Annotated in this window: 15 protein-coding genes; 3 read left to right on the forward strand and 12 right to left on the reverse strand. The window is 73.7% G+C overall.

Annotated features, from left to right (window positions below):
- Positions 1–10 precede the first annotated feature (10 nt).
- The 4 genes from ACIP5M_RS12450 to ACIP5M_RS12465 form a co-directional block, all read right to left on the reverse strand.
- Complete coding sequence (locus ACIP5M_RS12450; protein WP_401195522.1) at positions 11–1,306, reverse strand: aspartate aminotransferase family protein; 1,296 nt, start codon at positions 1,304–1,306, stop codon at positions 11–13.
- The gene (locus ACIP5M_RS12455; RefSeq protein WP_401195523.1) at positions 1,303–2,145 is read right to left on the reverse strand and encodes a nitrilase-related carbon-nitrogen hydrolase; all 843 of its coding nucleotides are present in this window, start codon (positions 2,143–2,145) and stop codon (positions 1,303–1,305) included. Before ACIP5M_RS12455 ends, ACIP5M_RS12450 begins: the two co-directional genes overlap by 4 nt.
- 180 nt (positions 2,146–2,325) lie before the next feature.
- The gene (locus ACIP5M_RS12460; protein WP_401195524.1) at positions 2,326–4,329 is read right to left on the reverse strand and encodes a hypothetical protein; all 2,004 of its coding nucleotides are present in this window, start codon (positions 4,327–4,329) and stop codon (positions 2,326–2,328) included.
- 45 nt (positions 4,330–4,374) lie between these two features.
- Positions 4,375–4,755: a PPOX class F420-dependent oxidoreductase gene (locus ACIP5M_RS12465; protein WP_401195527.1), complete on the reverse strand. Its 381-nt coding sequence runs from the start codon at positions 4,753–4,755 to the stop codon at positions 4,375–4,377.
- 29 nt (positions 4,756–4,784) lie between these two features.
- Here ACIP5M_RS12465 and ACIP5M_RS12470 point away from each other — a divergent pair, with 29 nt between their 5' ends.
- Positions 4,785–4,922 carry a hypothetical protein gene (locus ACIP5M_RS12470; protein ID WP_401195530.1) on the forward strand — a complete coding sequence of 46 codons (138 nt, stop codon included), beginning with the start codon at positions 4,785–4,787 and terminating at the stop codon, positions 4,920–4,922.
- A gap of 124 nt (positions 4,923–5,046) precedes the next feature.
- Here ACIP5M_RS12470 and ACIP5M_RS12475 read toward each other — a convergent pair whose 3' ends face one another.
- Complete coding sequence (locus ACIP5M_RS12475; protein WP_401195532.1) at positions 5,047–5,298, reverse strand: helix-turn-helix domain-containing protein; 252 nt, start codon at positions 5,296–5,298, stop codon at positions 5,047–5,049.
- Between the two features lie 64 nt (positions 5,299–5,362).
- Here ACIP5M_RS12475 and map point away from each other — a divergent pair, with 64 nt between their 5' ends.
- The gene (gene map, locus ACIP5M_RS12480; protein WP_401195535.1) at positions 5,363–6,130 is read left to right on the forward strand and encodes a type I methionyl aminopeptidase; all 768 of its coding nucleotides are present in this window, start codon (positions 5,363–5,365) and stop codon (positions 6,128–6,130) included.
- 14 nt (positions 6,131–6,144) lie between these two features.
- On the opposite strand, the gene ggt is transcribed toward map, so the two are convergent.
- Complete coding sequence (gene ggt, locus ACIP5M_RS12485; RefSeq protein WP_401195537.1) at positions 6,145–7,944, reverse strand: gamma-glutamyltransferase; 1,800 nt, start codon at positions 7,942–7,944, stop codon at positions 6,145–6,147.
- A gap of 136 nt (positions 7,945–8,080) precedes the next feature.
- Here ggt and ACIP5M_RS12490 point away from each other — a divergent pair, with 136 nt between their 5' ends.
- On the forward strand, positions 8,081–8,809 hold the full coding sequence (locus ACIP5M_RS12490; RefSeq protein ID WP_401195540.1) for a hypothetical protein: 729 nt from the start codon (positions 8,081–8,083) through the stop codon (positions 8,807–8,809).
- On the opposite strand, the gene ACIP5M_RS12495 is transcribed toward ACIP5M_RS12490, so the two are convergent.
- The 6 genes from ACIP5M_RS12495 to ACIP5M_RS12520 are packed head-to-tail and all read right to left on the reverse strand — an operon-like array spanning position 8,769 to position 15,596.
- Entirely contained in the window at positions 8,769–10,040 is a 1,272-nt protein-coding gene (locus ACIP5M_RS12495) for a cytochrome P450 (RefSeq protein WP_401195542.1), read from the reverse strand. The genes ACIP5M_RS12490 and ACIP5M_RS12495 overlap by 41 nt on opposite strands.
- Positions 10,041–10,084: 44 nt before the next feature.
- Complete coding sequence (locus ACIP5M_RS12500; protein WP_401195544.1) at positions 10,085–10,615, reverse strand: hypothetical protein; 531 nt, start codon at positions 10,613–10,615, stop codon at positions 10,085–10,087.
- Positions 10,612–12,054, reverse strand: a complete 1,443-nt coding sequence (locus ACIP5M_RS12505) for an ATP-binding protein (RefSeq protein ID WP_401195547.1) — start codon at positions 12,052–12,054, stop codon at positions 10,612–10,614. The genes ACIP5M_RS12500 and ACIP5M_RS12505 overlap by 4 nt, the downstream gene beginning before the upstream one ends.
- Entirely contained in the window at positions 12,051–12,734 is a 684-nt protein-coding gene (locus tag ACIP5M_RS12510) for a response regulator (RefSeq protein ID WP_401195549.1), read from the reverse strand. Before ACIP5M_RS12510 ends, ACIP5M_RS12505 begins: the two co-directional genes overlap by 4 nt.
- 4 nt (positions 12,735–12,738) lie before the next feature.
- Complete coding sequence (gene murJ, locus ACIP5M_RS12515) at positions 12,739–14,490, reverse strand: murein biosynthesis integral membrane protein MurJ (RefSeq protein ID WP_401195551.1); 1,752 nt, start codon at positions 14,488–14,490, stop codon at positions 12,739–12,741.
- Entirely contained in the window at positions 14,487–15,596 is a 1,110-nt protein-coding gene (locus tag ACIP5M_RS12520) for a lipid II:glycine glycyltransferase FemX (RefSeq protein WP_401196297.1), read from the reverse strand. The genes murJ and ACIP5M_RS12520 overlap by 4 nt, the downstream gene beginning before the upstream one ends.
- Positions 15,597–15,859 lie beyond the last annotated feature (263 nt).

Below are 15,859 nucleotides of genomic sequence, written 5' to 3' on the forward strand. Positions count from 1 at the left end.
CGGAATCCCCCTACTCGATGCTGCGGAGCGCCTGTTCGAGGATGTCGGCGCCCTCTTCCGCCTCGGCGACGGTCAGGGAGAGCGGCGGCGCGATGCGCAGCACGCTGGTGTTGTACCCGCCGCCCTTGCCGAGGAGCAGACCGCCCGCGCGGGCGGCTTCCAGGACGGCGGCGGCCGCGTCCGGGTCGGCCCGGTCGGTGCCGGGCTCCGTCAGCTCCAGACCGGCCATCAGGCCCCGGCCGCGCACTTCCCGTACGGCGGGCGCGTGGGCGGCGATGGCGCGCAGCCGCTCCAGCAGGAGGCCGCCGACGCGGCGGGCGTTGCCCTGGAGGTCGTGTTCCAGCAGGTAGGCGAGGTTGGCGTTGCCCGCCGCCATGGTGACCGGGGAGCCGCCGAAGGTGGAGATGGAGTTGGAGTCGAGGCAGTTCATCACCTCGGCGCGGGCGACGACCCCGCCGATGGACATGCCGTTGCCGATGCCCTTGGCGAAGGTGAGGATGTCCGGCGGGCCGCTCTGGGCGTGGGCCTGCCAGCCCCAGAAGTGGTCGCCCGTACGTCCCCAGCCGGTCTGCACCTCGTCGCTGATCCAGAGGATGCCGTGGCGGTTCAGGACCTCGCGGAAGGCGCCGTAGAGGCCGTCGGGCGGGGAAGTGAAGCCGCCGACGCCCTGGACGGGCTCGGCGATGAGGGCGGCCACTCCCCCGCGGGCCTGGCCGAGGACGTCTTCGAGGTCCGCGACGGCGGCGGCGGTGAAGTCGGCGTCGGAGAGGTGCGCGAAGGGGCCGCGGGTGCGGACGGCGCCGTGGACGTAGTAGGTCTGGAGCGGCGAGAGGCTGGTCGGGGACCAGCCGCGGTTGCCGGTGATCGACACGGTGGAGAAGGACCGGCCGTGGTAGCTGTTGCGCATCGCCAGGATCTGGTTGGAGCGGCGGTACGCCGTCGCCAGCAGCAGGGCGGTGTCGTTGGCCTCGGTGCCGGAGGTGGTGAAGAAGACCCGGGCGTCGGGGATGCCGGACAGGGCGGCGATCCGCTCGGCCAGCTCGATCATCGGCCGGTTGAGGTAGAGGGTGGAGGAGTGGATGATCCGTCCGGCCTGTTCGGAGACGGCCTTGGTGACCTCGGGCAGGGCGTGGGCGGTCATGGTGGTGAGGATGCCGCCGAAGAAGTCGAGGTAGCGGTTGCCGTCGGCGTCCCAGACGTGGCGGCCCTCGCCGTGGGTCAGCTCGATGGGGCGGTCGTAGTAGAGCGTCAGCCATTCGGGCAGGACGGAACGGTGGCGGCTGTGCAGGGGAATGGGGTTGCTCACGGCTGTACGAGTCCTCCGTAGGCGTCGGGGCGGCGGTCGCGGTAGAAGGCCCACTGGGTGCGGACCTCTTCGATGAGTCCGAAGTCGAGGTCGCGGACCAGGAGTTCCTCCTCCTTGTCGCTGGCGAGCTCACCGACGAACTGGCCGCGCGGATCGACGAAGTAGCTGGTGCCGTAGAAGTCGTTGTCGCCGTACTCCTCCCGGCCCACGCGGTTGATGGCGGCGACGAAGTACTCGTTGGCGACGGCGGAGGCGGGCTGTTCCAGCTGCCACAGGTGCGAGGAGAGGCCGCGGTGGGTGGCGGACGGGTTGTAGACCAACTGGGCTCCTGCCAGCCCCAGTTGCCGCCAGCCCTCCGGGAAGTGGCGGTCGTAGCAGATGTACACGCCGACCCGGCCGACGGCGGTGTCGAAGACGGGCCAGCCGAGGTTGCCGGGGCGGAAGTAGTACTTCTCCCAGAAGCCCTTGACCTGGGGGATGTGGTGTTTGCGGTACTTGCCGAGGTAGCTGCCGTCGGCGTCGATGACGGCGGCGGTGTTGTAGTAGAAGCCCTCGCTCTCCCGCTCGAAGACGGGGACCACGACCACCATGCCGGTCTCGCGGGCGAGGTCCTGCATGCGGCGGACGGTCGGGCCGTCGGGGACGGGCTCGGCCCAGCGGTAGTGCTCGGGCTCCTGGACCTGGCAGAAGTAGGGGGCGTTGAACACCTCCTGGAAGCCGATGACCTTCGCGCCCTGGGCGGCGGCCCGGCGGGCGTGCTCCTCGTGTTTGGCGATCATCGACTCGGTGTCTCCGGTCCAGGTGGCCTGGACCAGCGCGGCGCGGACGACTTGGGCCATGAGCTGCTCCTCGCGACGGGCGACGGGCGACGGGAACGCCGGTTCTACGCACGTAGACGGAGTACGTAGGGAGTAGAACGTAGGCCTCGTCACAGCGTGGGGCAAGAGCGCCGTGCGCGGTTGGAGTAGTTGATCAGGTTAGGTCGTCCCGTGGTCGTTTGCGGTCAGGAGACGGGCGGTTTACGCCGCTGCGATGCCGGCCACGCGGAGGGCGTGGGCCAGGTCCCGGTGGTGGGTCGCGGACAGGGAGGCGGCGGCGTCGAGCAGGCGCGGGGCGAACCGGCCGGGGTCGCGGCGGGCGAGGTCGGCCGCCTCCTCCGCGGTGCGGGCCCGGAGGAAGGCGTCGAGCAGGGCGGCGGCCTCCCGGGGGCGGCCGGCCGCGTCCAGGGCGAGGGCCGCGTCGGCGATCTCGGAGGTGGGACGGGAGAGGCCCTGACGGAGCATGCGGTCACTGTCGGCCTCCCGGCCGGCCTCGCCGAGGGCGGCGGCGGCCGCGGCGAGCCGGTCGGGGGGCAGCGAGGCCGCCTCCCACAGCAGGGTGCCCCAGTCGGCCGCGAGCCCGGCGCGGGCCAGCTCCGCGGCGAGCCCGGGCAGCCGCTCTGCGGGCCAGCCCGCGGCCTCGCAGAGCAGGGCGTGCGCCTCGCCGCCCCGCCCTTGCGCGCGCAGCGCGACCAGCTCCCCGACGGCGTCCCGCGTGGTCCGGGCCTCCGCACTCCCGGCGGGGAACTCGGCTCGGCCGGCGTCGCCGGGGGCAGCCGGGGTGGGGACTGCGGGGGCCGGGGCCGCCTGGGCGGTGGTGCCGGGGGTGTCCGGGGTCCCGGGGGTGTCCGGGGTCCCGGGGGCCGCCGGGGTGGTTCCGGTGGGGCCGGGCGCGCGCCGGGGCACCTCCTCGGGCGCCGAACGTGGCCAGGGGTCGGAGAGTGGGAGCGGTACTGCGTTCGGCGCCCTGCGGGGGCGCCCCGGCACACGCCCGGCCCCACCGGAACCCGCGGCGTACGAAGCGGCCTGGGCACCCCCGGTCGACCCGGGCTCGGATGCGCGGGCGGGGGTTCGGGGCTCGGGGCGGCCGAAGCGGGCGCCGCGCGGGGCGGGGAAGCCGGCCTGGGACGGGGGTGTGCCGGCGCCGCCCGGGTGGCCCGGGGGTGGGGTGAAGACCGGGGCTTCGGGAGGCGGGGAGCCCGCGTATCGGGCTCCCCCGGTCCGCCGCGAACCGCGCAGCCATCGCCCCTCGGCGCGCCCGACGGGCTGCCGCTCGGCCTGCGGGACGCGTTGCCGGGGCAGCCCCGGCAACGGCTCGGCCGTCTTCGGCCCCGTGGGCCACTCCTGCCGAGGGGCCCCGGGGAACGGGTCGGCCGTCTTCGGCCCCGTGGGCCACTCCTGCCGAGGAGCCCCGGGGGACGGCTCGGCCGGCTTCGGCCCCGTGGGCCACTCCTGCCGAGGAGCCCCGGGGGACGGCTCGGCCGGCTTCGGCCCCGTGGGCCACTGCTGCCGAGAGGGCCCGGGGAACGGGTCGGCCGGCTTCGGCCCCGTGGGCCACTGCTGCCGAGGGGGCCCGGGGGACGGGTCGGCCGGCTTCGGCCCGGTGGGCCGTGGCGGGCCGGGGTGGTGCGGGGCTGCGGGTGGGGTGGTGGGGAGGCCGGGCGCAGGGGGTGCCGGGGCAGGGCCGGTGGTCGGCCGGCCGGGGGCGTGGAGCGCCGACAGGCGGGAGGTCAGGTCCGCGTGGCGGGAGGTGGCGCGGGCGGCGTCGTCCTGGGTCCAGGCGAGCTCCCGGGACAGCGCGTCCGCCGCGGCCGGGTCGGTGGTGGTGCCGAGTCGTGCGCTGAGGGCGCGCAGGGTCGCCTCCGACTCGGCCCTACGGGCGGCCGACTCCGCCAGCATGGTCCGCAGTTCCTCCGCCCCGCCCGGCAGCCTGTCCCACGCGGCGACCGCCGCACCCCGCAGCCGCGCCGCGTAGGCGGTCTCCCGGGCGGCCGGCTCCGCGCCCCACGCCGCCGCCAAGTCCCTCAGCAGGGATTCCAGTACGTCCCACGGCGGGATCGCGACCCCGTCGAGACAGGCCTGCACGCCCTCCGGATCCCGGCGCAGGAACTCCCCGTACCAGCCTGCCCCGGGATCCAGCCTCTGGGTCAACCCCCGGAGGTATCCCGCCAGTTGAGTGATCACCAGCGAAGTCGCGGTCTCCATGACCGCATTGCACCCCACCAGTGTTACGGGCGGGCTACGGGCGCCTCAAAGCTTCACGGCGATCCCGGTGTGCGGCCGCTTCCCCCGCCGCGCCACCGAGGCGGGCAGGTCCACCGCCCAGAACTGCCAGGTGTACTTCCGGGACATCAGCTTGCGGACCCGCTTCAGCCCGGCCTCGTCCAGCAGCCGCGCCTCGCCCTCCAGCACGGGCGCCCCTTCCGCCAGGCGCCCCCGTACGTCGCACGCGGCGACGGTGACCCGCCCGTTGTTGCGTATCCGCTTCACCTTCCAGGAATCGCTGCGCGTCCACACGTACAGCTCGCCGCCGTCGGCCACCGCCCACACCGGAGTGGCCACGGGCGTGCCGTCCTTCCGGAAGGTGGTGAGGCTGACGTACCTGCCCCGGTTCAGCTCTTCAAGAGTCATGACCGGAGCCTAAGGGGGGCGGCGCCCGGGTGGTGGAGGACCCCGTCGCGCGGGCCTTCGTGACGGTCCCGGTCCTCGGGGACGGCGCAGGCCGCCAGCAGGAGACCGATCGCGAGCAGCGCGCCGAGGAGTCCGAGACCGAGTCGTTTGGATGCGTGGGTGGCTGACACGCCTTCACGCTTGCCCCGCGCCCCGGCGGCCCCACCGCCGATTGGTCCGTTCGGCCGCCGCTCCCGCCCGAACGACGGGGCCGGTGGGGCCGGTCGGACCCGGCGGGAAGGGGGCGCGAGCCTAGGCGGGAACGGCGGCGCAGCGCCTCAGCAGCTCGTCCAGGGAGAGTCCGAGCGCCTCCGCGAGGGCCGCGACCGTGAAGAAGGCGGGGGTGGGCGCCCTGCCGGTCTCGATCTTGCGGAGGGTCTCGGCGGAGAGCCCGGCGCCGGCCGCGACCTCGACCATGCTGCGGCTGCCGCGGGCTTCGCGCAGCAGGGCGCCCAGCCGCTCGCCGCGCTCGCGCTCTTCGGGGGTGAGGGGGGTACGGACCATGCCCCCATGCTACCCCGGCACCCAATAAGTATCCCGTGATAGTTATACCGGTATAGTTATTGGCATGGTGGAACTGAAGACGGACCGACAGATCGACGAGATGCGCGCCGCGGGCCGGGTGGTCGCCCACGCCCTGGCGGCCGTACGGGAGGCTGCGCGGGTCGGCGTCAGCCTGGAGGAGCTGGACCGGGTGGCCCGCACGGTGCTCCGCGAGGCCGGAGCGAGCTCACCCTTCCTGGGCTACCGGCCCCGGTTCGCGCCCGTGCCCTTCCCCGCCGTGGTGTGCGCCTCGGTCAACGACGCGATCGTGCACGGCATCCCGGACGGGTACCGGCTGCGCGACGGCGACCTGGTCAGCATCGACTGCGGGGCCCGGCTCGGCGGCTGGGTCGGGGACGCGGCCGTGAGCTTCACGGTCGGCCGGGCCCGCCCCGCCGACCTCCGGCTCATCGAAGCCGCCGAGGCCGCCTTGGCGGCCGGGATCGCCGCCGCCGTGCCCGGCAACAGGATCGGGGACATCGCCCACGCCGTCGGCTCGGTCGGCCGCGCCGCCGGGTACGGCATCCCGGACGGCTTCGGCGGTCACGGCGTCGGCCGCGGCATGCACGAGGACCCGGGCGTGCCCAACGAGGGCCGGCCGGGCCGCGGCATGAAGCTGCGGCCCGGCATGGTCCTCGCGATCGAGCCGATGCTGATCGCCGGCGGTACGGACGACTACCGGTGCGACGGCGACGGCTGGACCCTGCGCACCCTCGACGGCAGCCGGGCCGCGCACGCGGAGCACACGGTCGCCGTCACCGCCGAGGGCCCGAGGATCCTCACCTCCCTGTGACCGCCGGGCCCCCGCTACGGCCGCCCGTGCGGGTGGACCACCATGGCCGATCCGCCGCCCCTCCGGCTCGTTTCGGCCGCCGCCAGCCAGCGGCCGTCCGGCAGCCGCTGCACGCCGGTCGCGGCGCCGATCTCCGGGTTCTGCCGGAAGCCCTGGCCGAGCGCCTCCAGCTCCGCGCGCAACGGGCTGTTCCACAGGCCCGGCTCCAGCTCGGTGGTGGTCTGGTTGCGCTGGCTGGCCCGCGGCGCGGCGATGGCGTCGACCAGCGGCAGGCCCCGGTCGAGGTGGCCGGTCAGGGTCTGCAGGACGGTGGTGATGATGGTGGCGCCGCCCGGGGAGCCCACCGCGAGGACCGGCCGTCCGTCGTCGAGCACGATGGTCGGGGACATGGAGGAGCGCGGCCGCTTGCCCGGGCCGGGCAGGTTCGGGTCCGGGACGCCGGGCGCGGCCGGTGCGAAGGAGAAGTCCGTCAGCTCGTTGTTGAGCAGGAAGCCGCGGCCCGGGACGGTGATCGCGCTGCCGCCGGTGGACTCGATGGTCAGGGTGTAGGAGACCACGTTGCCCCAGCGGTCGGCGACCGTCAGGTGGGTGGTGTTCTCCCCCTCGTAGGTGGTCGGGGCGGTCTGCCCGGTGGTGGCGCAGGGCACGGGGTTGCGCGGGTCCCCGGGGGCCAGCGGACTGGTCAGCGCCCGGTCCGGGCTGATCAGGCAGGCGCGCGAGTCGGCGAAGCGCTGGGACAGCAGTTCGCGCGTGGGCACGTCCTCGGCGGCGGGGTCGCCGACCCAGCGGCCCCGGTCGGCGAAGGAGATCCGGGAGGCCTCGATGAACCGGTGCAGGTACTGCGCCTCGGACAGCTCCGAGAGGTCGGTCCGCTCCAGGATGTTCAGCGCCTCGCCGACGGTGGTGCCGCCGGAGGAGGAGGGCGCCATGCTGTAGACGTCCAGGCCGCGGTAGCCGATCCGGGTCGGGGCCTGCCGCTTGGTCTCGTACGCGCGCAGGTCGGCGGTGGTGAGGTCGCCGGGCCGGACCTTGCGGGTGGCCGCCGGGTCGACGGGGGGCTTGCGGACCGCCTGGACGATGTCGTCGGCGATGGGACCGTTGTAGAGGGCGCCGGTTCCCTTGCGGCCGAGCTCCGCGTACGTGGCGGCGAGGTCCGGGTTCTTGAAGGTGGAGCCGACCACGGGCAGGGCGCCGCCGGGCAGGAAGAGCTTCGCGGTGTCCGGAAAGTCCTTGAACCGGTCCTGGTTGGCCTCCGTCTGGGCCCGGAAGGTGGCGTCGACGGTGAACCCGTCCCGGGCCAGTTTCTCGGCGGGCTTGAGGAGCCGGCCGAGCGGCCGGGTGCCCCAGGAGTCGAGCGCGCTCTTCCAGGTGGCGGGGGTGCCGGGGACGCCGACCCCGCGCCCGCTGGTCTGGCCCTCGGCGAAGGGGATCGGAACCCCGTTCTCCTGGAAGAGGCCGGCGGTGGCCGTGGCCGGGGCGGTCTCGCGGCCGTCGATCGTCTGTACGCGGCGGGACCCTGCGTCGTAGTAGACGAAGTAGCCGCCTCCGCCGATGCCGGCCGAGTAGGGCTCGGTGACGCCGAGCGCGGCGGCGGTGGCGACGGCCGCGTCGACGGCGTTGCCGCCGGACCTCAGGACGGCGATGCCGGCGGCGGAGGCGTCCGCGTCGACGCTGGCGACGGCCCCGCCGTAGCCCGCGGCGACCGGCACCTTGGGCGGGGCGGCCGGGGCCTGGGGCGGAGCGGCGGCTCCGGTCGAGACGAGCGCGGCGGCGACGGCCAGCAGCGGTAACGTACGGGCGGCGGGACGGTGCATCCGGACCTCCAGTGGCAGCGTGCGCCGAGCCTAGCGGCCTGCCCGCCGCGCCGTCAGGACGTCGGCGTGGCCGTGGCGTTCGGCACCCCTGCACCGTTGGTGACCCCTCGGCAGGGGATGGCCTAGCATCCGGCGCATGAACGACGACGTGCGCAACATCGTGCTCGGGGTGATAGCCACCGCCTGCAGCGGCGGGTTCGGCTGGTTCACCCGGACCTACGTCTGGCGGCGCGCGCTGCGCCGCAAGCAGGCCTTCTTCGGCCTGCCGACCGGGTCCGACTGTCTGTTCGTGGTCAACCGCCAGATGGGCGGCACCGATTCCTCCCTGCACCGCAACGACGCCTTCGCCCTTCTGGAGATATCCGCCCTGATCAAGGACTGCGGGGCGAACGTGCAGATCGTCACCCACGACACGGCCCGCCAGGGCTTCGGCGAGCGGGCCGAGTTCTGCGTCGGCGGCCCCGTGTCCAACGCCCGTACGACGGCGCACCTGGACTCCATGCTGCCGGGGGTGCGCACCGACGTGGGCCTCGAGACGGGCCATCCCGATCGCGGGGCCATTCGCGTGGGCGAGGAGACCTACCGCTGGGAGAAGGGCCGGGTCGAGCACGTCCTGCTGGCGCGGCTGACGACCGGGCAGGGCTCGCGGCCGGTGTTCCTGCTGTCGGGACAGACCGCCAACAGCAACCAGGCGGCCGCCCGTTACCTGGCCAGGCACCATGTGCAGCTGGCCCGCACGTACGGCAACGAGTCGTTCTGCCTGATGCTGAAGGTGATCAACTCCGATGCCTACGGACCGGACGTCACGGAGCTGGTGGCCGATGTCACCCGGGCGGCCCGGACACCCGTAGCGGCAGCCGCGTGATCCCGTTGATGAAGTTGGAGACCAGCCGCCTCGGCGGGCCCGCGAGTTCGGGCACCGGCATGGCAGCGCGCCACTCCTCGTAGAGGGTGCGCAGCTGGAGCCGGGCGAAGTGGGCGCCGAGGCAGACGTGCGGGCCGTCACCGAAGGAGACGTGCGGGTTGGGCGCCCGGCCGAGGTCGAGCAGGCCCGGTGCGGTGAAGACGCGCTCGTCGTGGTTGGCGGACGCGTGGAAGACGACCACCTTGTCCCCGGCCCGGATCGGCTGCCCGGCGAGCTGCGTGTCGGCGGCGGCCGTGCGGCGGAAGCTGAGCACCGGCGGGTGGACGCGCAGGAGTTCCTCGACGGCCCGGTCCACCGGGGCGTCCCCCGCGGCGAGTTGCCGGTAGGCGTCCGGGGCCCCCGCGAGGGCGAGCAGGCCGCCGGGGGCGGCGCTGCGGACGGTGTCGTTGCCGGCGACGGTGAGCAGGAAGAAGAACATCTCCAGCTCGGCGTCGTCCAGTCCGGCGTGCGCCAGGGCGGTCATCACGTCGTCGCCCGGTCGCGCCCGCTTGTGGGCGGCCAGTTCGCGGGCGTACGCGAACATCTCGCCGAGCAGCGCCGGAGAGCGCGGGTTCAGCGGCTTGCCGTCGGGGCCGAGCAGGGGCGCGGGCGCGTCCTCGGGGTCCTGGTAGCCGATGATCCGTACGGTCCACTCCAGCAGCAGCGCCCGGTCGGCGGGCGGGACGCCCAGCAGGTCGGTGAGGTTGAGCAGGGCGTATTCGTCGGTGACCGTGTGCACCACGTCCGCGGCCCCGTCCTCGGCACCGTCCCGGGCGGCGGCCAGCAGGGTGCGGGCCCGCTCGCGCACCCGCCCGGCGAAGGCCTCGACGCGGGCGGGGGTGAAGGCGCGCGAGACCAGCCGGCGCAGCCGCCCGTGGTCCCCGGAGGTCTTCGCCGGGTCCTGGTTCAGCATGGTCCGGCGCAGGAAGGACAGGTCGCCCGGGTCGGGGTCGCGGATCTGGGTGGCGCCGAGCCAGGAGGAGTACGTGCGGTGGTCACGCAGGACACGCACGACATCGGCGTGCCGGGTGACCGCCCAGAAGCCGGGGCCGGCGGGCCAGCCCTGGATCTCCGGCTCCGCCTGCCAGGCGACCGGGTGCCGGTCCCGCAGCAGCCGGTAGCTCTCGTACGGGATGCCGGCGGCGTAGAGCCGGGGGTCGAAGACGTCGGGGACGTGGTCGGCGGGGTCCATGCGGTCACGGTGGCGAGCGCACCCGGAGTTCCGCAAGGGGACGATCAGCGGTCGAGTTGGCAGCGGGCGGGTTCGAGATCGGTGTCCGGGCCGCGCAAGGCCACCCGGTACTGCGGGTGGGTGGAGGCCACCGTGCACACCAGTTGGAGGCGGGCCGGCTCGGACAGGCCGGCGACGTTGAACGGCACGCCGACCTCGACGGTGTCCGGCGACACGATGCCGACTCCCGCGCCCGCGCCCTGTTTCCTGGGATCCGTCACGGGCAGCCGGGTGTCCATGCCCGCGGCCCTTTCCTCGTCGGTGGGGCCCGCGAGCAGCCGCACCAGATTGGCGGTCGCGGACGTCGACGGCTGGTCCTTGTCGGGTACGGGAGCGAGGCGCCCGTCGGACAGCACGAAGTACACCGTCCCCTTGGTGTGGGGGTCGGGGAAGACCACCTTCGCGGCGTCCCCGCTCTCGATGACCCCGGTGGGCTTGATGCCGCAGCCGGTGAGCAGCGGAAGGCCCAGCAGCAGGGCGGCCGAGGCCGCCCGTACCGGGGTCATGGCGGCCGCGGCCGCCCGTACCCGGGTCATCCGTCGGCCTCCAGGGGCATGTCGAGGGTGAACACGGCTCCCCCGGCGGGGCCGTTCGCGGCGTGCAGGGTGCCACCGTGCAGCCGTACGTTCTCCAGGGTGATGGCGAGGCCCAGGCCGCTGCCCGCCGAGCGGGTACGGGCGGCGTCGGCCTTGAAGAACCGGTCGAAGATGTGCGGCAGCACCTCGGGGGCGATGCCGGGCCCGCTGTCGGCGACCTCGATCAGCAGCCGGGGGCCGCCGGGCCGTGGTTCGGTGCGCACGGTGACGTGGACCGGAGCGCCGCCGTGCCGCAGGGCGTTGCCGACGAGGTTGGCGAGGACCACGTCGAAGCGGCGCGGGTCGAGCCGGGCCCGGACCTGGCGCGGCAGTCGGGTGATCACCCGCTCGTCGTCCCAGTGGCGCAGTTCGAGGCTCTTGCCCACCGCCTCGGCCACGTCCACGTCGTCGAGGTTGAGCCCGGCCGCACGGGCGTCGAAGCGGGAGATCTCCATGAGGTCCTCGACGAGGACCGCGAGCTTGCCGGTTTCGGCGCTGACCAGTCGCAGGGCGGCGGCCGTGTCGGGATCGAGGCGGTCGGCGTCCTCGTCCAGGACCTCGGTGACGGCGAGCATCCCGGCGAGCGGGGTGCGCAGTTCGTGCGACACGTCGGCGGCGAAGCGGCGGGCCCGGGCCTCGGCGTCCCGCAGTTCGCTCACGGACCGTTCGAGCGCACCGGCGGTCTCGTTGAAGGTGCGGGCCAGTCCGGCGAGTTCGTCGGCTCCGCGGACCTCGATCCGGGTGTCGAGGCGGCCCCGGCCGAGGCGCTGGGCGGCGCGGCGCATGTCCCGTACGGGGCGCAGGACGCTGCGCGCGGCGAGCAGGGCGGGGACGACCGCGATGGCCAGGCCGGGGACGGCGCCGCGCTGGGCGGCTTCCACCATGGCCTCGACCGTCTTCCCCTCGGTGGTGAGGCGCATCGTCGCGAAAACCACCAGGCCGGTGGGTTCACGGGTCTCGTTGTGGAGGAAGACGGCCGGCATGCCGACGGTGAGGTAGGGGGTGCCGGAGGCATCGGTCACCCGCTGGAAGGCCGCGTGCGGATGGGCCGTCACCTGGCGGCGGAGCTCCTCGGTCACCACGGTGGAGGTGGGCGCGCTGGTGCTGGAGGCCCGCAGGACGCCGTACTCGGCGAAGACGTTCCACGGGTTCGGCCTTCCCTTCTTGCCGATCTCGTTGACGATGCGCTGGAGCTGCGCCTGGTCCAGCGGCAGGTCGAGGGGCTGACTGCCCACGAGGTCGCGCAGGGTGATGACCGCGGTGTCCTGGCTCTGCTTGAGGATCGCGGTGCGGGCCTGCTGGTAGGTCAGTGCGGCCGTGGTCACCGCGCTGATCGCGGCGACCAGCAGGAAGGCGGCGATCAGCCGGGTGCGCAGCCCCAGCGGCGCGAAGCGCCTCACAGCGGCCCGAAGCGGTAGCCGAAGCCGCGCACGGTCTGTATGTAGCGGGGGCTGCCGTCGGAGTCCTCGATCTTGGTCCGCAGGCGGCGGACGCAGGCGTCCACGAGCCGGGCGTCGGCGTGGTAGCTGTGGTCCCACACGCTTTCGAGGAGCTGCTGGCGGGAGAAGACCTGCTCGGGCGAGGCCGACAGGTGCAGCAGGAGTTTGATCTCGCTGGGGGCGAGGGCGACCCGCTCACCGCTCTTGGCGACGGTCAGCCCGGCGCGGTCGATGGCGAGCCGGCCGTGGAACTCGACTTCGGGGCGCAGCCCCACCGGGTCGCTGAGCCGGCGCAGCACGGCCCTGATCCGGGCCTCTATGACCTCGGTGCGGGCGGGCTTGACGATGTAGTCGTCGGCGCCGGCCTCCAGGCCGACGACTATGTCGAAGTCGTCGCCGCGCGCGGTGAGCATGATGATCGGCACTTCGCTGTTTTCGCGGATGCGGTGGCAGACCTGTACGCCGTTCATTCCCGGCAGCATGAGGTCGAGCAGGACGAGTTCGGGGTGGAAGTCCGCCATCAGGGCGAGTCCGTCCTCCCCGGTCTCGGCGGCGCTCACCTCGTGGCCGCGGCGGCGCAGGCCGAGGCCCACCCCCTCCCGGATGGAAGGGTCGTCCTCGATCAGCAGTACGCGTGGCATCGGGTCAGTATCCAGGGTGTTCGATCGGCTTTTCCTCGCTCTTGCGGCCGAGCCTGCGCCGCAGGGAGTCCAGCTGGTCGGTGATCTCCGTCAGGCGCAGCGGGCGCGCAAGGAGGACGACGACGAGCACCAGTGCGACGGTTCCCGCCCCGACCGCGGCGAAGTCGCCGAGGGGATCCGCGGCGCGGGCGGCGGCGTACCCGGCGGCTGCCGCCGGTGTGCAGGCGGCGAGCAGCCGCAGGTGGGTCCGTACGGCGGTCGCGCGCCGCCGTGTACGCGTGCCCGGGTGCGGGCCGAGCCGCCGGGAGAGGGTGACGGCGGTCACGGCGGCGCCGGCGAGGAACGCGACGGACGTGGCCGCGGCCATGCCGGTGACCGCCCAGCGCGGGCTCAGCAGGAAGTACGCGGCGGCGGACAGGCCGGCGTTCAGCGCGGCGATGACCAGGTTCAGGAAGAAGGGGGTGCGGGTGTCGGAGAGGGCGTAGAAGCCGCGGGAGAGCACGTACTGGGCGGAGTAGGCGATCAGGCCGGGCGCGAAGGCCACGAGGATGCCCGCCATGACCTCGACGTCGGCGGCGCCGGTGCGGCCGTACTCGAAGACGCTGCCGATCACCCACGGGGCGAGGGCGGCGAAGAGCGCGGCGGCGGGGACGACGAGCGCGGCGCTGGAGCGCAGGGCGTAGGAGATGTCGCGGCGGACGGCGCCGAGGTCGGCGTCGGAGGCGGCGGCGCTCATCCGGGGCATCAGGGCGGTGACGAGGGAGACGGTGATGATGCCCTGGGGGACGATCCACAGCTGGTAGGCGTTGCTGTAGGCGGTGTAGCCGGCGCCGCCCGCGAGGCCGGCCTCGACGGCGTGCTGTCCGGTGGCGGTCGAGAGCCGGGTGACGACCCAGTAGGCGATCTGGTTGGTGAAGACGAGCAGCACCAGCCAGCCGGCGTTGCGCAGCGGGCGGCCCAGACCGCTGCCGCGCCAGTCGAAGCGGGGGCGCCAGCGGAAGCCGGCGGCGCGCAGCGAGGGGACCAGGGCGAGGGCCTGCAGGACTATTCCGGCGGTGGTGCCGAGGCCGAGCAGCCGGGTGTCGGCGGCGGTCAGGCCGTGCGCGGCGTCGTGGGAGAGGTGGAGGAAGAGCCCGAAGACGCCGATGATCACGAAGTTGTTGAGGACCGGGGTCCACATCATCGCGCCGAACCGGCCGCGGGCGTTCAGCACCTGGCCGAGCAGGGTGAAGAGGCCGTAGAAGAGGATCTGCGGCAGGCAGTACCGGGCCAGCGCCACGGTGGTGTCGGCCTGGGCTCCGCTGTAGTCGGTGTACGTGGAGACGATGAGCGGGGCGGCGAGGACCGCAACGGCGGTGAGCGCGACGAGGGCTGCGGTGCAGGCGGTGAGCAGCCGGTCGGTGTAGGCGGAACCGCCGTCGGCGTGCTCCTTGGCGGCGCGGACCAGCTCGGGGACGAAGACCGCGTTGAGGGCGCCGCCGATGAGCAGCATGTAGATGATGTTCGGGACCGTGTTGGCGACGGCGTAGCTGTCGCCGAGCAGTGCGGTACCGAGCGCCGCGACGACGACCGCCGAGCGGACGAAGCCGGTGGCGCGGGAGACGATCGAGCCGGCCGCCATGAGCGCGCCGCTGCGCAGTACGGAGGCCTTCTTCGGCGCCCTGCTGCCGGCGCCCGCCCCGGCGGGTGCGGCTTCGCCGGCCGGGCCGGTGGCCGTGTCGCCGACCGGGCCGGTGGCCGTTCCGGTGGCCGTCACCGGCGGGCCATATAGGCCTGGAAGGCCTTGTAGAGCGCCGTGTTGGTGTAGCCGTCCATCGGGGTCTCCCACTCTCCGAGCGTCTCGACGACCTGTCCGCCGGTGCCGAGCTTCCAGCGCAGCAGCCCGAAAGAGCGTTCGTCGGGGTCGAGGGTGGAGGGTACCCCGCGCATGTCGTATTCGTCCGCTCCGAGGGCATGTGCGTCGCGCATCATGCGCCACTGAAGGGCGTTGCTGGGGCGGACCTCGCGGCGGTGGTCGGCGGAGGCGCCGGTCTGGTACCAGACCCGGCTGCCGGCGACGATCATCGTGTGGGCGGCGAGTATCTCGCCCTGGTGGATGCCCAGGTAGAGCCGCATCCGGCCGGGCTGCTCGGCGTTGAGGACCTCGTACTGCCGCTCGTAGTAGGCGAGGGAGCGGCCCAGCCGGAAACCGTCGCGCTCCTCGGTGATCCGCAGCAGCCGGTAGAACTCGGGCAGGTCGGCGGAGGTGCCGAGGACCGTCTCCACGCCCGCTTTCGCGGCCTTGCGCACATTGCGCCGCCACTCCTGGTTCAGGCCCGACCACAGGTCTTCGGGAGTGCGGCCGGCCAGCGGCACGCGGAAGACGTGGCGCGGCTGGGCGTCGCCGTCGTCCTCGCCGCCGCAGCGCCTCCAGCCACGGGTGCGCAGCCGGTCGGCGAGGGCGGCGCCGACGGGGTCGACCTCGGTGGCGAGGACGTCGGACACCTGCCGGCCGGGGCCGGTGGCCGATTTGACGGTGGCGGCGTCCCAGCGGCGGTAGGCGGGCGTGGGGCCGATGCGGACCGCGAAGGCTCCGGCGGCCTTCAGGTGGCGCGTGAGGGGGGTGAGCCAGCGGTCGATGTGCGGATCGGACCAGTCGGCGACGGGCCCCTCGGGAAGGTAGGCGAAATATTTGCGGGTGCCGGGGAATTGGCGATAGAGAACGAGCCCGGCGCCGACGAGGGTCCCGTCGGGCCCGTGCCAACCGACCCTTTCCGAGCGCCACAGGTCTTTTACCCCGGCCCAGGACGGGTACTGGAGGAAACTCGCCCGCCGGTGCCGCAGAAGGAACCACTGGTATTCGGAGACGGACAGGGTGCGCACGCCGAACTCCTGGTCCTGGTGCTGCTGATGGCTGGTCACGAGCAGTGCACACACGGCCGACGGCCTTCCTGTCCGGTCCGGAGGGATACGCACAGGACTCTCACAGCCACCCGTGACCGCAGTGCGCGGCGCATGTGACCGGACGATGACCGTTTCGCTGCGGTCCACGTCACAGCCGCGCGGGCGGTCTTTTTCCCGGCTGCCGGAACCTAAAGTCGGTTTGTCCGCTCCTACTTTGCGAACGTTCACAGCCACAACCATCT

The organism is Streptomyces sp. NPDC088762 (assembly GCF_044750905.1).
Taxonomy (GTDB): domain Bacteria; phylum Actinomycetota; class Actinomycetes; order Streptomycetales; family Streptomycetaceae; genus Streptomyces.

What these genes read in the sequence shown, in the direction of transcription:
- ACIP5M_RS12455 (WP_401195523.1), bottom strand. Translation starts at nt 2,145, where the DNA reads ATGGCCCAAGTCGTCCGCGCCGCGCTGGTCCAGGCCACCTGGACCGGA.
- ACIP5M_RS12460 (WP_401195524.1), bottom strand. Translation starts at nt 4,329, where the DNA reads ATGGAGACCGCGACTTCGCTGGTGATCACTCAACTGGCGGGATACCTC.
- ACIP5M_RS12465 (WP_401195527.1), bottom strand. Translation starts at nt 4,755, where the DNA reads ATGACTCTTGAAGAGCTGAACCGGGGCAGGTACGTCAGCCTCACCACC.
- ACIP5M_RS12475 (WP_401195532.1), bottom strand. Translation starts at nt 5,298, where the DNA reads ATGGTCCGTACCCCCCTCACCCCCGAAGAGCGCGAGCGCGGCGAGCGG.
- map (WP_401195535.1), top strand. Translation starts at nt 5,363, where the DNA reads ATGGTGGAACTGAAGACGGACCGACAGATCGACGAGATGCGCGCCGCG.
- ggt (WP_401195537.1), bottom strand. Translation starts at nt 7,944, where the DNA reads ATGCACCGTCCCGCCGCCCGTACGTTACCGCTGCTGGCCGTCGCCGCC.
- ACIP5M_RS12490 (WP_401195540.1), top strand. Translation starts at nt 8,081, where the DNA reads ATGAACGACGACGTGCGCAACATCGTGCTCGGGGTGATAGCCACCGCC.
- ACIP5M_RS12495 (WP_401195542.1), bottom strand. Translation starts at nt 10,040, where the DNA reads ATGGACCCCGCCGACCACGTCCCCGACGTCTTCGACCCCCGGCTCTAC.
- ACIP5M_RS12500 (WP_401195544.1), bottom strand. Translation starts at nt 10,615, where the DNA reads ATGACCCGGGTACGGGCGGCCGCGGCCGCCATGACCCCGGTACGGGCG.
- ACIP5M_RS12510 (WP_401195549.1), bottom strand. Translation starts at nt 12,734, where the DNA reads ATGCCACGCGTACTGCTGATCGAGGACGACCCTTCCATCCGGGAGGGG.